General features: G+C 70.6%; 15 protein-coding genes. 11 read left to right on the top strand and 4 right to left on the bottom strand.

The annotated features are described in order from the left end of the window. Nucleotides 1-166 precede the first annotated feature (166 nt). From OG371_RS22235 to OG371_RS22205, 7 genes are all read left to right on the top strand, one after another. Nucleotides 167-1,246, top strand: coding sequence for an ABC transporter substrate-binding protein (locus OG371_RS22235; RefSeq protein WP_329073247.1), 1,080 nt, complete (start codon nucleotides 167-169; stop codon nucleotides 1,244-1,246). Next, nucleotides 1,246-2,802, top strand: coding sequence for a sugar ABC transporter ATP-binding protein (locus OG371_RS22230; protein WP_329072151.1), 1,557 nt, complete (start codon nucleotides 1,246-1,248; stop codon nucleotides 2,800-2,802). The genes OG371_RS22235 and OG371_RS22230 overlap by 1 nt, the downstream gene beginning before the upstream one ends. Before the next feature lie 91 nt (nucleotides 2,803-2,893). Beyond that, nucleotides 2,894-3,775 carry an ABC transporter permease gene (locus OG371_RS22225; protein WP_329072149.1) on the top strand — a complete coding sequence of 294 codons (882 nt, stop codon included), beginning with the start codon at nucleotides 2,894-2,896 and terminating at the stop codon, nucleotides 3,773-3,775. Then, nucleotides 3,772-4,761 carry an ABC transporter permease gene (locus OG371_RS22220; RefSeq protein ID WP_329072147.1) on the top strand — a complete coding sequence of 330 codons (990 nt, stop codon included), beginning with the start codon at nucleotides 3,772-3,774 and terminating at the stop codon, nucleotides 4,759-4,761. The genes OG371_RS22225 and OG371_RS22220 overlap by 4 nt, the downstream gene beginning before the upstream one ends. Nucleotides 4,762-4,787: 26 nt before the next feature. Next, complete coding sequence (locus tag OG371_RS22215) at nucleotides 4,788-7,283, top strand: LamG-like jellyroll fold domain-containing protein (RefSeq protein ID WP_329072146.1); 2,496 nt, start codon at nucleotides 4,788-4,790, stop codon at nucleotides 7,281-7,283. Nucleotides 7,284-7,360: 77 nt separating this feature from the next. Beyond that, nucleotides 7,361-7,759 (top strand): carboxymuconolactone decarboxylase family protein, encoded by a 399-nt coding sequence (locus tag OG371_RS22210; protein ID WP_329072144.1) that lies wholly within the window; start codon nucleotides 7,361-7,363, stop codon nucleotides 7,757-7,759. After that, the gene (locus OG371_RS22205; protein WP_329072142.1) at nucleotides 7,756-8,436 is read left to right on the top strand and encodes an epimerase; all 681 of its coding nucleotides are present in this window, start codon (nucleotides 7,756-7,758) and stop codon (nucleotides 8,434-8,436) included. Before OG371_RS22210 ends, OG371_RS22205 begins: the two co-directional genes overlap by 4 nt. Here the strand turns inward: OG371_RS22205 and OG371_RS22200 are convergent. Next, entirely contained in the window at nucleotides 8,399-9,070 is a 672-nt protein-coding gene (locus tag OG371_RS22200) for a TetR/AcrR family transcriptional regulator (protein WP_329072140.1), read from the bottom strand. The two genes, OG371_RS22205 and OG371_RS22200, sit on opposite strands and share 38 nt — an antisense overlap. 127 nt (nucleotides 9,071-9,197) lie before the next feature. Between OG371_RS22200 and OG371_RS22195 the strand changes: the two genes are divergently transcribed. Continuing rightward, nucleotides 9,198-9,728 carry a hypothetical protein gene (locus OG371_RS22195; protein ID WP_329072139.1) on the top strand — a complete coding sequence of 177 codons (531 nt, stop codon included), beginning with the start codon at nucleotides 9,198-9,200 and terminating at the stop codon, nucleotides 9,726-9,728. Here OG371_RS22195 and OG371_RS22190 read toward each other — a convergent pair. From OG371_RS22190 to OG371_RS22180, 3 genes are read right to left on the bottom strand one after another with little or no spacing between them, the layout of a single operon-like run. Next, a complete protein-coding gene (locus OG371_RS22190) occupies nucleotides 9,725-10,165 on the bottom strand; it encodes a PGPGW domain-containing protein (protein WP_329072136.1) in 441 nt (146 codons plus the stop codon). The two genes, OG371_RS22195 and OG371_RS22190, sit on opposite strands and share 4 nt — an antisense overlap. Before the next feature lie 53 nt (nucleotides 10,166-10,218). Then, nucleotides 10,219-10,653: an SRPBCC domain-containing protein gene (locus tag OG371_RS22185; protein WP_329072134.1), complete on the bottom strand. Its 435-nt coding sequence runs from the start codon at nucleotides 10,651-10,653 to the stop codon at nucleotides 10,219-10,221. Then, complete coding sequence (locus tag OG371_RS22180; protein WP_329072132.1) at nucleotides 10,650-11,003, bottom strand: ArsR/SmtB family transcription factor; 354 nt, start codon at nucleotides 11,001-11,003, stop codon at nucleotides 10,650-10,652. The genes OG371_RS22185 and OG371_RS22180 overlap by 4 nt, the downstream gene beginning before the upstream one ends. A 130-nt stretch (nucleotides 11,004-11,133) precedes the next feature. Between OG371_RS22180 and OG371_RS22175 the strand changes: the two genes are divergently transcribed. The 3 genes from OG371_RS22175 to OG371_RS22165 are packed head-to-tail and all read left to right on the top strand — an operon-like array spanning nucleotide 11,134 to nucleotide 14,123. Further along, nucleotides 11,134-12,501 carry an MFS transporter gene (locus OG371_RS22175; protein WP_329072130.1) on the top strand — a complete coding sequence of 456 codons (1,368 nt, stop codon included), beginning with the start codon at nucleotides 11,134-11,136 and terminating at the stop codon, nucleotides 12,499-12,501. A gap of 27 nt (nucleotides 12,502-12,528) precedes the next feature. After that, nucleotides 12,529-12,900: a YciI family protein gene (locus OG371_RS22170; RefSeq protein ID WP_329072129.1), complete on the top strand. Its 372-nt coding sequence runs from the start codon at nucleotides 12,529-12,531 to the stop codon at nucleotides 12,898-12,900. Next, entirely contained in the window at nucleotides 12,897-14,123 is a 1,227-nt protein-coding gene (locus tag OG371_RS22165) for an RNA polymerase sigma factor (protein WP_329073246.1), read from the top strand. The genes OG371_RS22170 and OG371_RS22165 overlap by 4 nt, the downstream gene beginning before the upstream one ends. The last annotated feature ends 3 nt before the right edge of the window (nucleotides 14,124-14,126 follow it).

Raw genomic sequence — 14,126 nt, 5'->3', positions numbered from 1 at the left:
TCGGGAGCCGGGGACCATGACCCCGGCGACCACGAAGCATAGCGACTATTTGCCTGTTTACAACGTTGTTCCAACGATGTAAAAAAGGTACCAGGCTCCCGCGGTGACCGCGATCACCCGGTGAGCGGGTCATCGTCGTAGCTGTCCCGAGGAGTCCACCGTGTCCCTGTCCGCCCCTGCCCGCCGCACCCGGCTGGTCCTCGTGACCGGTGCCGCCGCGGCCCTCGTCCTCACCGGCTGCACCAGCCGCGAGCAAACCTCGTCCGCGCCCTCCAACGGCGCCGGGCCGGCCGCGTCGGCCGCTTCGGCAGCCCCGACGGCCGACGGCTGCACGCTGGCCAAGACCGGTTACCCCAAGATCGACCCGAAGACCGCGATCGTCGGCTTCTCCCAGTCGGAGAAGGAGGCCAACCCGTTCCGGATCGCCGAGACGCAGTCCATCCGCGACGAGGCGACCAAGCTCGGCATCCCGGCCGGCCACCTGCTCACCACCAACGCGCAGAGCGACCTCAACAAGCAGATCAGCGACATCAAGTCGCTGCTCGACCGAGGCGCGCAGCTGCTCATCGTGGCCCCGCTGAACTCCGACGGCCTGGCGCCGGCGCTCGACGCGGCGAAGGCCAAGAAGGTCCCCGTGGTCACCATCGACCGCCAGGTGACCTCGAAGCCGTGCACCGACTACCTGACGTTCATCGGCTCCAACTTCGTGCAGCAGGGCCACCGCGCCGCCGCCGCGCTGGTCAAGTCGACCGGCGGCACCGGCAAGGTCGCGATCCTGCTCGGCTCGTCCGGCAACAACGTGACCACCGACCGCACCAAGGGCTTCAAGGACGAGCTGGCCAAGGCCCCCGGCCTGTCCGTGGTGGCCGAGCAGACCGGCGACTTCGACCGGTCCAAGGGCCAGTCCGTGATGGAGCAGCTGATCCAGACCCACCCCGACCTCACCGCCGTGTACGCGGAGAACGACGAGATGGGCATCGGCGCGGTGAACGCGCTGAAGACCGCGGGCAAGGCGCCGGGCAAGGACGTCAAGGTGGTGTCGGTCGACGGCACGCGCAACGCCGTGCAGCTGATCGCCGACGGCAGCTACAACGCCGTGATCGAGTCGAACCCGCGCTTCGGCCAGCTCGCCTTCCAGACGCTGCAGCAGTTCGAGGACGGGCAGCCGATCGCGCCGAGCATCGTGATCTCCGATGACTCCTACGACGAGTCGAACGCGGCCCAGAAGGTCGGGAACGCGTTCTGATGACGAGCACGGCCGACGAGGACGTGGTGACCACGTCCGCACCGGTGCTCGAGGTGGCCGGGGTGACCAAGCGGTTCCCCGGCACGGTGGCCCTCGACGACGTCTCGTTCTCCCTGCGCCGGGGCGAGGTCCACGCCCTGGTCGGGGAGAACGGCGCCGGCAAGTCCACTTTGATCAAGGTCCTCACCGGCGTGTACCGGCCGGACGAGGGCGAGATCCGCCACCTCGGCACACCGGTCGGGTTCCGCCGGCCGATCGACGCGCAGCGCGCCGGCATCTCCACGATCTACCAGGAGGTCAACCTCGTCCCGCTGATGAGCATCGCGAGCAACGTGTTCCTCGGCCGCGAGCCGCGCACCCGCGCGGGCCTGGTGGACTGGGCGAAGCTGAACGCGGACGCGCGCGAGCTGCTCAAGGGGTACGGGATCGAGGCCGACGTGCGGCGCCCGCTGCACACGCTCGGCGTCGGCGCGCAGCAGATGGTCGCGCTGGCCCGGGCGGTGTCCACGGACGCCGGCGTGGTGGTGATGGACGAGCCGACGTCCTCGCTCGAGCCGCGCGAGGTGGACACGCTGTTCGAGGTGCTGGCCCGGCTGCACGCCGAGGGCATCGCGGTGATCTACGTGAGCCACCGGCTCGACGAGCTGTACCGGGTCTGCGACAGCGTCACGGTGCTGCGCGACGGCAAGGTCGTCCACAGTGGACCGTTGAAGCCGCTGCCGCGGATCGAGCTGGTGTCCATGATGCTGGGCCGGGAGATCCGGCAGATCCGCGCCGAGGGCGTCACCGCGTTCGGCGAAGAGCATCATGCCGAGCAGGAGCCGTTGCTGCGCGCGGAAAACCTCTCCGGCGGCCACAAGCTGCACGACGTCTCGGTCAGCGTGCGGCCCGGTGAGGTCGTCGGGCTGGCCGGGCTGCTCGGGTCCGGGCGCAGTGAGACGGCGCGGGCGCTGGTCGGCGCGTTCCCGCTCGACGGCGGCACCGTGCTGGTGGCCGGGAAGCCGTTGAAACGCGGGCGGATCGCGGCCGCCATGCGGGCCGGGATCGCCCTGCTCGCCGAGGACCGCAAGGCCGACGGGATCATCCCGAACCTGTCCGTGCGCGAGAACATCGTGCTGGCCGCGCTGCCTTCTTTGTCCACCTTGGGGTTTGTCAGCCGGGCCAAGCAGGACCGGGTGGTGAAGACGTTCATGGACCGGCTGCGGATCAAGGCGTCGAGCCCGGAGCAGAAGGTGTCCGAGCTCTCCGGCGGCAACCAGCAGAAGGTGCTGCTGGCCCGCTGGCTCGCCACCGGGCCGAAGATCCTGCTGCTGGACGAGCCCACGCGCGGCATCGACGTCGGCGCGAAGGCCGAGGTCCAGGCCCTGATCGACGAGCTGGCCCGTGAGGGCCTGGCCGTGCTGCTGATCTCCTCGGAGCTGGAAGAGCTGCTCGACGGCGCCGACCGCGTGGTGGTGCTGCGCGACGGCTCCGTCGCCGGCGAGCTGACCGGCGAGGCCATCACCGAGGACAACGTGCTGGCCGCGATCGCGGCGGGGGGCGAAGATGGTCACTGAAGAACTCGTGAGTGTTCAGGACGGTTCTAACCGTCACAAACACTCACAATCCCTTGCGAGCTGGCTCCAAACCTACGGCGTCTACCTAGCCGTGTTTGTCCTGCTGCTGTTCAACCTCTTCTTCACGGAGAACTTCCTGTCCGCGGCCAACTTCCGCACGCAGCTGGTGCAGGCCGCGCCGGTGTGCATCGTCGCGCTCGGCATGGCGCTGGTGATCGGCACCGAGGGCATCGACCTGTCGGTCGGCTCGGTGATGTCGGTGGCCGCGGCGCTGGTGCCGCTGTACCTCGGCGCCGGGCCGGTCACCGCGGTCATCGTGGCCGTGATCGCGGGTGTGGTTTCCGGGCTGTTCAGCGGTTTCCTGGTGGCGCGCCTGGGCATCCAGCCGATCATCGCGACGCTGGCGTTGCTCGTCGGCGGACGCGGGCTGGCGCTGGTGATCGCGCACGGCCAGCTCGTCGAGCTGCACAACCAGGACTTCCTCGCGCTCGGCACCGGCGAGGTGGCAGGAATCCCGGTGATGGTGCTCGTCGCCGCGGTGCTCGCCGCACTGGCCGGATTGCTGGTGCGGCGCACCACGTTCGGCCGTCACCTGGTGGCGGTCGGCGGCAACCGGCCGGCCGCGACGCTGGCCGGGCTGCCGGTCAAGCGCGTGCTGATGGGCGTGTACGTGATCTCCGGCGCGCTCGCGGCCATCGCCGGGGTGCTGTCCACGGCGCGGCTCGGCGCGAGCGACCCCAACGACCTCGGCCTGCTGATGGAGCTGTCCGCGATCACCGCCGTGGTGGTCGGCGGCACGCCGCTGACCGGCGGCCGGGTGCGGGTGCTCGGCACGGTGTTCGGCGCGCTGCTGATGCAGCTGGTGCACGCCACCCTGATCAAGCACAACCTGCCGGACTCGGCCGCGCAGATGGTCCAGGCGGCCATCATCGTCGCGGCCGTCTACGTCGCCCGTGAGCGGAGCAGCCGATGACCGCCGTCACCGAAACCGACACCGCGGGCTCCGGGCGCGGTGCCCAGTTCGCCGGGGTGATCCAGCGGCAGGGCGCCGCCGTGGTGCTGGTGCTCGGGATCATCGCCGCGTGGTTCGCCTTCCCGCGCTTCGGCTCCGCCGACAACCTGCGTGACCTCGCGTTGCAGGGCTCGTTCCTGGCGGTGATCGCGCTGGGCATGACGTTTGTGATCATCTCCGGCGGCATCGACCTGTCCGTCGGCTCGGTGTACGCGCTCGGCGGCGTGCTGGCCGCGTACGGCTCGCAGTACGGCCTGCTCGTCGCGATCGTGCTGCCGCTGGTGGTCTGCGCGCTGATCGGGCTGGTGAACGGGCTGCTGATCGCCCGCACGAAGATGGCGCCGTTCATCGTCACACTGGCCTCGCTGCTGTTCGCGCGCGGACTGCTGCTCGCGCTGACGAACGAGGGCGCCACCACGTACAAGGTCCCGGTCGGCTCCGCGTTCCTGTGGCTGGGCCAGGGCACGGTCTTCGGCATCGGCGTGCCGGTGTACCTCGCGCTGATCCTCTTCGCGATCGGCGGGGTGGTGCTGCGCCGGACGCGGTTCGGGCAGTCGGTGTTCGCGCTCGGCGGCGCCGAGCAGTCCGCGTTGCTGATGGGCCTTCCCGTGGTGCGCACCAAAATCGCGCTCTACACGCTCAGCGGCACCCTGGCCGGGCTGGCCGGCGTGCTCACCGCGGCGTACCTCCAGTCCGGCGTCACGGTGCTCGGCGTCGGCACGGAGCTGGACGCGATCTCGGTGGTGGTCATCGGCGGCACCCTGCTGACCGGCGGCGCCGGCACGATCATCGGCACGCTCGTGGGCGTGCTGCTGCGCATCCTGATCCAGAACGTGATCAACCAGGTCGGCACCCTCGACTCCAACTACCAGACGGTGGTCAGCGGCGCGTTCCTGCTGATCGTCGTCGTGATCCAGCGTCTGCTAGCTCGTTCTCGCCGGTCCTGACCCCGTCACACACAGGAGGTTCGACGATGTTCCGTCCTGCCCGCAGACCCGGCCGATGGGCCACGGCGGCGGCCGCGCTCGCCGTGGTGCTGTCCGGTCTCTCGAGCGCCCCGGCCACGGCCGCGGCTTCCCCGCAATGGCAACGGCTGACGCCACCGTTGACCACCCCGTGGACGAACCAGGTCTCGCCCACCAACGCGCTGCCGGACTACCCGCGCCCGCAGCAGACCCGTGACAAGTGGCAGAACCTCAACGGCGTCTGGGAGTTCGCGAAGGCCCAGCCCGGTGAGGCGCCGCCGATCGGCCGCTCGCTGGGCGAGCGGATCCTCGTGCCTTACCCGGTGGAGTCCGCGCTGTCCGGGATCATGCGCCACGAAACGCAAATGTGGTACCGGCGCACGTTCCAGGTGCCGAACAACTGGCAGGTCGGCGGCCGCGGCCAGCGGCTGCTGCTGCACTTCCAGGCCGTGGACTGGGACGCCACGGTGTACGTCAACGGCCGCGAGGTCACCCACCACACCGGCGGGTACGACGCGTTCTCCGTGGACGTCACCGACGCGCTGACCACGGCCAAGGACCAGGAGATCGTGGTCGGGGTCGCCGACCCGAACGACGCCGGCGGCCAGCCGCTGGGCAAGCAGCGCCAGCCCGGCGACGGGATCTTCTACACCCCGTCGTCCGGCATTTGGCAGACCGTGTGGCTGGAGCCGGTCACGCCCGCGCACATCGACCGCGTCGACACCACGCCGGACGTCGCGAACGGCTCGGTGACGGTGACCGCGCAGGTCGGCGGCCCGGTGCGCCAGCGCGTCGAAGCCATCGCCTACGACCACGGCCGGGTGGTCGGCCGGGCCACCGGTGAGGCGAACAAACCGTTGCAGCTCAAGGTGGACAAGCCCCATCTGTGGACGCCGGACGACCCGTTCCTGTACGACCTGCGGGTGTCACTGTCCTCAGGGGACAGTGTCGGCTCGTACTTCGGGCTGCGCTCGATCTCGGTCGGCAAGACCGCGGACGGCAAGCAGCACATGCTGCTCAACGGCAAGTTCGTCATGCAGCTGGGCCCGCTCGACCAGGGCTTCTGGCCGGACGGCATCTACACCGCGCCGACCGACGCCGCGCTGAAGTTCGACCTGCAGCAGGAGAAGGCGCTCGGCTTCAACATGGTGCGCAAGCACATCAAGGTCGAGCCGGACCGCTGGTACTACTACGCGGACAAGCTCGGGCTGATGGTGTGGCAGGACATGCCGGCGATGAAGGACGACGTCGACGCGACCCCGGCCGCGCAGGTGAACTTCGAGTCCGAGATGCACCGGATGATCGACCAGCACCGGAGCTTCCCGTCGATCGTCACCTGGGTGCCGTTCAACGAGGGCTGGGGCGACTACCAGGTCGGCCGGATCGCCGACGAGGTCAAGTCCTGGGACCCGACCCGGCTGGTGGACGCCGAATCCGGGGTGAACTGCTGCCGGTCCGAACCGGACAGCGGCCGCGGGAACATCTACGACGACCACACCTACACCGGTCCAGGCACGCCGACACCGGACGCGACGAGAGCCGCCGTCGATGGTGAGTACGGCGGGCTCGGGCTCAAGGTCGACGGGCACCAGTTCGACCCGGCCGGCAGCTTCGCGTACGAAATGGAGCCGGACAGCGCGACCCTGACGAAGCGGTACGGCGAGCTCCAGCAACGGCTTCTGCTCGCGGCCCAGCAATGCGGCGTCTCGGCCGGCGTGTACACGCAGACCACGGACGTCGAGAAGGAGGTCAACGGCTTCCTCACCTACGACCGTCAGGTGAAGAAGATGGACTTCGCGGCGGTGCACGCGGCGAACCAGGCGGTGATCAAGGGCGCGACCGGCGCACCGGTCCAGGGCCCGGTCGCCTCGCAGGGCACCCCGGGTATCGACGGCATCGCCGCGTACCCGTTCGACGAGAACACCGGCACCACGGCGGCCGACACGGTCGGCGGCCACAACGCCACCCTCGTCGGCGGCGCCGGCTGGACGGCGGGCCACAGCGGCTCGGCGCTGGCGGTGAACGGCTCCGGCCAGTACGCCGACACCGGCGCGCCGCTGCTCAAGACGGACGGCAGCTACAGCGTCGCGGCGTGGGTGAAGTTCACCGCGCTGGGCGACGGCTTCCAGACCGTGGTGAGCCAGGACGGCGGTGACCACAGCGCGTTCTTCCTGCAGTACTCGGGCGCGGACCACAAGCTGGCGTTCAGCTTCGTCGGGGTGCGGGCCCTCGCGCCGATGACGCCGGAAGCCGGCCGCTGGTACCACCTGGTCGGTGTCCGCGACGCCGCCACCGGCCAGCTCGCGCTGTACGTGGACGGCAAGCAGGCCGTGAGCCGCAACGTCTGCCTCGGTGAGGCGTCGACCGGTCACACGGTGATCGGCCGCGGCCAGTTCGGCGGCAACCCGGTCGACTACCTCAACGGCGCCGTCGACCAGGTGCACGTCTACGACCGCGCGCTGACCGAGCAGGAGGTGGCGACGCTGTACAGCTCCGGTGCGTGAGTGCTCGGTGCTCGATGAAGGCCGCCACGGGTTCGCTCGTGGCGGCCTTCCGCGTCTTTCACTGGTAGGAACAGGGCATGACCGAAGAAGAGCGGTACGAACTCGGCGTCCGGACCATGGACGCCATCGGAGACGGCAGCGCCCAGCGGGTGATCGACTCGCTCGGCGACGTAGCGCCGGACCTGGCCCGGCAGATCGTCTCCTGGGGGTTCGGGGAGATCTACTCGCGGCCCGGGCTGGTGCCGCGGGACCGGCAGCTGCTGACGATCGGCATGCTGACCGCGCTCGGCGGGTGCGAGCCGCAGCTGGAGGTGCACATCGGCACCGCGCTGAACGTCGGGCTTACGCCGGCGGAGATCATCGAGGCGCTGCTGCAGGCGGCGGGCTACTGCGGGTTCCCGAAGTCGCTGAACGCCACGCTCGTCGCCAAGAAGGTGTTCGGCGAGCGCGGGCTGCTGCCGGTGACCGGCGCATGAAGGTGCTGTTGTTCGGCGCGACCGGCATGGTCGGGCAGGGCGTGCTGCGGGAGTGCCTGACCGACGACCGCGTCGAGCAGGTCCTCACGGTCGGGCGGACGGCCACCGGCACCGTGCACCCGAAGCTGACCGAGCTGGTCCCCGAAGACCTCACGGACCTGGGCGCGCACACTGCCGAACTCTCCCGTTACGACACGTGTTTCTTCTGCCTCGGCGTCTCCTCCGCGGGCATGCCGGCCGAGGAGTACGAGCGGATCACTTACCAGCTCACGCTTTCCGTCGCCCGGACGCTGGCGGCCACACGGCCGCACAGCACGTTCATCTACGTCTCGGGCGCCGGCACCGACAGCAGCGAGCGCGGGCGCATCCGCTGGGCGCGGGTCAAGGGCGCCACGGAAAACGCGCTGAAGCGGCTGCCGCTCACCACGTACTTCTTCCGCCCCGGCGTGGTCCAGCCGTTGCACGGGATCACCTCGAAAACCCAGCTGTACCGGTCGATCTACCGGTTCACCGGGCCGCTGTTGTCGTTGCTGCGACGGGTGGCGCCCGCGACCGTCACCACAACGGAGAAGCTGGGCCGCGCGATGGTGTCCGTCACCGCCGACGGTTATCCGCAGCAGATCCTCGAGCCGCGCGACATCACCGCTGCCGGGCGACGAGACCGACCAGCAGGTTGACCAGGCCCTCGGTGAGGCCGTCCGCGAACATCCGCGACGCGGGCGGCGCGCCGAGTTCGGCCGCCGCGCACGCGACCGCCTCGGTCGGGTTGGCGAACGGCCACAATCCCGCCACCACAACAAAAGCGGCGACCGCGAAGTGGTTCGCGCCCTCGGCCGACAGCTCCGGCACCCGGGCCCGGACCAGCTCGGCGAGGCGGCCGGTGTTGGCGGCCGCGCGTGCCTTGAAGCCGCGCGCGAACTCGATGGAGATGTTGCGCTCCAGCACCGAAGCCATGGCGCTGATGAGTTCGCACAGCAACCGGTCTGCGCGCAGCGACCGCGCGATCGTTGCGGCGACCCGCTCTTCGCGCGCGTACCCCGGCCCGTCCTCGGCCGGCTCGGCCAGCTCCCGCTCGACGCCGTCGAGCCATGCCCGCCACACCTGGTCCAGCACCTCGAGGAAAATCGCCTCGCGGCTGTCGAAGTAGCGCAGCACGTTGGATTTCGCCAGCCCCACGCGGTCACTCAGCTCACGCAGGCTGATCTCAGCGACCGGCCGCTCGCGCAGCATCGCGGTCGCCGTCTCGAGGATCGTGACGCGCCGGGCCTCGATCTGCTCGGGCCGCCGCGCGCGCTGGAAACCGGCGCTCACCGGGCCGAGAATAGCAGCCCGGCAGTCTTTTAACGGCCCGCTCGTCACTCGCTCGGCCTGGCCTTCTCAGGGTCCATTGGGTGACTTCCCCGATGTCCCGCCGACCGAACGCCAACACACTGAAGCCATGCGCAAAACGGCTGCGTTCACCATCGTGTTCACCCTCGCCGCCCTGACGTTGAGCGGGTGTGGTCCGGCTGCGGCGCCCGCCGCCGCGCCGGACAACGGCAACGTGAATTTCACGGACTACAGCGACAACGACGGGACCAAGGCGAAGGTCGTGCTCACCGGCGCGATCGGTGACTACGGCGACGCGGTGAGCCTCCTCTCGAACGGCGACGCGCACGGCCAGCGCACCGAAATCGACCTGAACCTCACCCGGGGCAAGTTCCGGATCAACATCGCGGACATCGACAAGAAGCTCGTCGACGCCTTCACGCACTTCCCGTCGAACACCACCACCTGCTCGGGCCTGGTGACGGCCACCGGCACGGCGCCCATCGAGGCGGGGTCGGGCACCGGGGCGTACCAGGGGATCAGCGGCCACTTCGACTTGACCGTCAACGTCAACGAGGTCGACGTCAAGGACCACTGCGGCCCGGGCGCCAAATTCCTCAGCCAGACGGTTGTCATCACCGGGCCGGGGACGGTCGGCTAGGCCTCCGGCGCGGGCTCACTCGGCGCCGGCTGCGGCGCAGCACGACGGGCCTGAACCCGGCGGTAACTCCAGATCAGCAACGTGAACAGGATCAGCCCGGACAGGATCAGGCTCGAGCCCGCGCTCCAGCCGCCGAACGGGAGCGTCTTCACCAGCCCCCACACCACCCCGGCGGCGATCAGGGCCAGACCGGCGAGCACCGAGCCCGCGATCCGCAGCGGTGACGCGACGCTGTCCTCCGCCGCCTTCATCGCGCGCTTGCGCACGGGGTCGACGAACTTCTGCAGCGCCGGGAACTCCGAGGCCAGCACGATCAGCCCCGCGAGCACCAGCAGCAGCCCGGGTCCGGGCAGCACCAGCAGCACCACGCCGACGGCCACCAGCACTCCGCCGGCCACCGCGGCCACCACCCGCTTCACCGGTTTGCCGACTCCCACGCGCTTTCCCCTCCCGTGTCCGATTCCGCCAGTCTGCCCGCTCCGGGCCCGGACTACCCGGCCAGGTAGACGCCCAGCTGGTCGAGCCAGTCGCCAGTGCCCTGCACGCGCCAGGACGGGTCCTCGTGTCCGTCGAGGAAAGTGCCCTGCTCGGTGAGGACCAGGTGCGTGCCGTCGCCGTCGGACTCCAGTTCGATGGTGGTCACCGAAATCGTGGTGATGATCCCGGCGGGCGAGCGCATGGTGCCCGAGTAGACGAGCCGCTCCCCCGGCACGATGTCGTGGTATTCGGCGGTGAACACCAGCCCGCGCGCGGCGTTCACCTCCTGCCCGCCGACGCGGAAGTCCAGGCTGTGCTGGCCGCCGGGCGTGGCGAACCAGGCGGCCTTGGTCTCGGGGTCGGACCAGGCGGCGAACACCTTCGCCGGCGGCGCCGGGTAACGGCGTTCGAGCGTGAACGTGCTGTGCTTGGTGAAGACGTCGGTCATCTCGTGCTCCCTTGGTCGGGTCCTTGATCGGTTTCGGTGAGGAAATCGCCGAGCTGGTCCAGCCGGCGCTCCCAGTCGGTGCGCTGCGCGCCCAGCCACTCCTGCGCCAGCCGCAGCCCCGCCGGCTCGAGCCGGCAGGTGCGGACCCGGCCGTTCTTCTCCGAGCGCACCAGCCCGCAGTCCTGGAGCACCTGGAGGTGCTGCATCACCGCGGGCAGCGACATGGCGAACGGCCGGGCCAGCTCGCTCACCGCGGCCGGCCCGCGGACCAGCCGTTCGACCAGCTCGCGCCGGGTGGAGTCGGCCAGTGCCTGGAAGACCCGGTCGAGCCAGTCCGAATCGTTAACCATGTCCTTGACTATCCGCGTGCCCCCGCCGATAGTCAAGTAACTACTTAAGTTTCAAAAAACTCCGCCCGGACTGTCGATTCCGGTGCTTCCCGATGGTCGGGGTGGTGACAGACCGGGAAGGAGACTCCTCGTGAACCAGCCCGACCCCCGCCGCTGGGCGGCGCTCGCCGTGCTCTGCACGGCCAACTTCATGGTCATCCTCGACTCGCAGATCGTGCTGCTCGCGCTGCCCTCGATCGACCGGGCGCTGGGCTTCGCCGCCGGCAACGCGCAGTGGGTGCTCACCGCGTACATGCTCAGCTTCGGCGGCCTGCTGCTGCTCGGTGGCCGCGTCGCGGACCTCGCCGGACGACGCCGGGTTTTCCTGTGCGGGACGGCTTTGTTCCTCGTTTCGTCGCTGCTGTGCGGACTGGCTTGGACGCCCGCGATGCTGATCGGCGCACGCGTGCTGCAAGGCGTTTCGGCCGCGTTGATGGCACCGAGCGCGCTTTCGCTGGTACTGACCACGTTCCCGGACGGCGCCGAGCGCAACCGCGCCATCGCGGCGTGGTCCTCGGTCGGCGGGATCGGCGCGACGGCCGCGCTCATCGTCGGTGGCGCGCTGACCCGCGCGCTGGGCTGGCCGTGGGTGTTCTTCCTGAACGTGCCCGTGGCCGCCGGGCTGCTGCTGGCGGGCGCGGGCCTGCTGCGGGAGAGCCGGGAACGCACCGCGCGCGGCTTCGACGTGACGGGCGCGGTGACCGTCACCGCGGCGTTGGCCTGTGGCCTCCTCGCGCTGACCCGCGCGCCGGTGGCCGGCTGGACCAGCCCGTGGACCCTGGTGCTGCTGGCCGTTTCCGCCGGGCTGTTCCTGGTGTTCGCCGCGACCGAACGACGCTCGGCGGCGCCGCTGGTCCCCTTGGGACTGTTCCGGTCCCGCCTGGTCACCGGCGGGAACCTGGTGACGCTGGCGGGCGCGATGGCGGTGTTCGGCACCTCGCTCACCGTCTCCGAATACGCGCAGCGGGAACTCGGCCTGTCCCCGCTGGCGTTCGGGCTCGCGGCCACCGCGCTGCCCGTGCTCGCGATCGTCGGCGCGTCCGCCGGGCAGGCCGCGGTGACGCGGTTCGGCTACCGGCCCGTCGCCGTCGCAGGCCTGGTTTCGGTGGCCGTCGGCTGCCTGATGCTGACCATGGTGTCGCCGGGCGGCTCGTACCTGCTCGGCCTGGTGCCCGGGCTGGCGCTGGTCGGGTTCGGGCTGGGCAGCGGCGGGCTCGCCGGGTCCACCGCGGCGCTGGCCGGCGCCGCCGAACCGGACGCCGGAGTCGCTTCGGGCGTCAACACCGCGGCGTTCCAGGTCGGCGGCGCGATCGGCGTCGCCGCACTGTCCACAGTGGCCACAACGCTGGCCGACGGCCCGGCGTTCGCCGTCGCGGCGGCACTCGCCGCGCTCGGCGCCCTGGCCGGCGCGACCACCCTGAAGCCCCGCCGGCTCGACCTCGCGCCCCAGGCGCGGTAGGAAACACCCGAGAGAAGGAGCGATCCGATGCGCTACATGTTGCTGATCTGCGGCCAGAGCCACGAGGGCAGCAAGCCGCCCGAGGACGGCCCCGCCGACCCGGCCACCGAATCCTGGGTGGACGAAATGGACGGGCGCGGCGTGCGCCTGATGGGCGACCGGCTCCGGCCCGCGAGCATGGCGACCACCGTGCGCGTGAAGGACGGCGAGGTGCTGCTTTCGGACGGGCCCTTCGCCGAGACGAAGGAGCAGATCCTCGGCTTCGACCTGCTGGAGTGCGCGGACCTGGACGAGGCGATCGAGGTCGCGTCGAAGCACCCGGCCGCGTTGTGGGGCCCCATCGAGGTCCGTCCGTTGTGGCCGTTCGAAGCGCCGTCTGAAGAGCCGGAGCAGGCCTGAACACCGAGGCCGCGGTCACGGCCGCCTTCCGCGAGGAGGGCGGCCGGGTGGTCGCCACGCTGATCCGGCTGACCGGGGACTGGGACCTGGCCGAGGAGTGCGCGCAGGAGGCGATGGCCCGCGCGCTCGAACGCTGGCCGCGCGACGGCATTCCCGACCGGCCGGGCGCCTGGCTCACGACCACGGCGCGCAACCACGCCCTGACGCGTCTCAAGCGAAGCGCCACCGAAGCGGCGAAGCTCCGCGACGTCGCGACGCTCGCTTCGCACGACGAACCGGACGCCGACCCCAGCGGCGTCCAGGACGACCGGCTACGGCTGATGTTCACCTGCTGTCACCCGGCGTTGCCGCTCGAGGGCCGCGTCGCGCTGACGCTGCGCACGCTCGGCGGGCTGACCACGTCGGAGATCGCGCGGGCGTTCCTGGTCAGCGAGTCCACGATGTCGCAACGGCTGGTGCGGACGAAACGCAAGATCCGCGAGGCCGGAATCCCCTACCGCGTGCCGCCCGCGCACCTGCTGCCGGAGCGGACGACGGCCGTGCTGGGTGTGCTGTACCTGCTGTTCAACGAGGGTTACGGGCCCGCCCGCCACGAGCTGTGCGCGGAGGCCATCCGGCTCGCCCGCATCCTGGCGGAGCTGATGCCGGCCGAGCCGGAGATCGAGGGCCTGCTGGCGTTGATGCTGCTGCAATCCTCACGCCGCGAAGCGCGCCTCGACGAAGACGGCGAACTCGTCACGCTCGAGGACCAGGACCGTTCCCGCTGGGACGCGGCCGCGATCGAGGAAGGGCTGCCGCTGGTGGAAAAGGCCCTGACCGAGACGGCCCGGCGCCGCGGCTCGGCCGGGCCGTACCAGCTGCAAGCGGCGATCGCGGCCTGTCACGCGAGCGCGCCCACCGCCGAAGCGACCGACTGGCCGCAGATCGCGGCGCTGTACGGGGAGCTGGCGAAACGCCTGCCGTCACCGGTCGTGGAGCTGAACCGCGCGGTGGCCGTCGCCATGGCGGACGGCCCCGAAGCGGGGCTCGCGCTGGTGACGGCCATGCAAGAGGATCCGCGGCTGGCGGGCTACCACCTGCTGCCCGCCACCCGCGGTGATCTGCTGCGCCGGCTCGGCCGTCGGACGGAGGCCGCCGAGGCCTTCCGGCAGGCGCTGGACCTGGCCACCACCGAGGCGGACCGCCGGTTCCTCGCCCGCCGCATCAGCGACCTGGTGGACTGAAAC

Source organism: Amycolatopsis sp. NBC_01480 (genome assembly GCF_036227205.1).
Taxonomy (GTDB): domain Bacteria; phylum Actinomycetota; class Actinomycetes; order Mycobacteriales; family Pseudonocardiaceae; genus Amycolatopsis.
The sequence above is the reverse complement of the archived record's forward strand: the minus strand, read 5'-3'. Positions and strand labels throughout refer to the sequence as shown.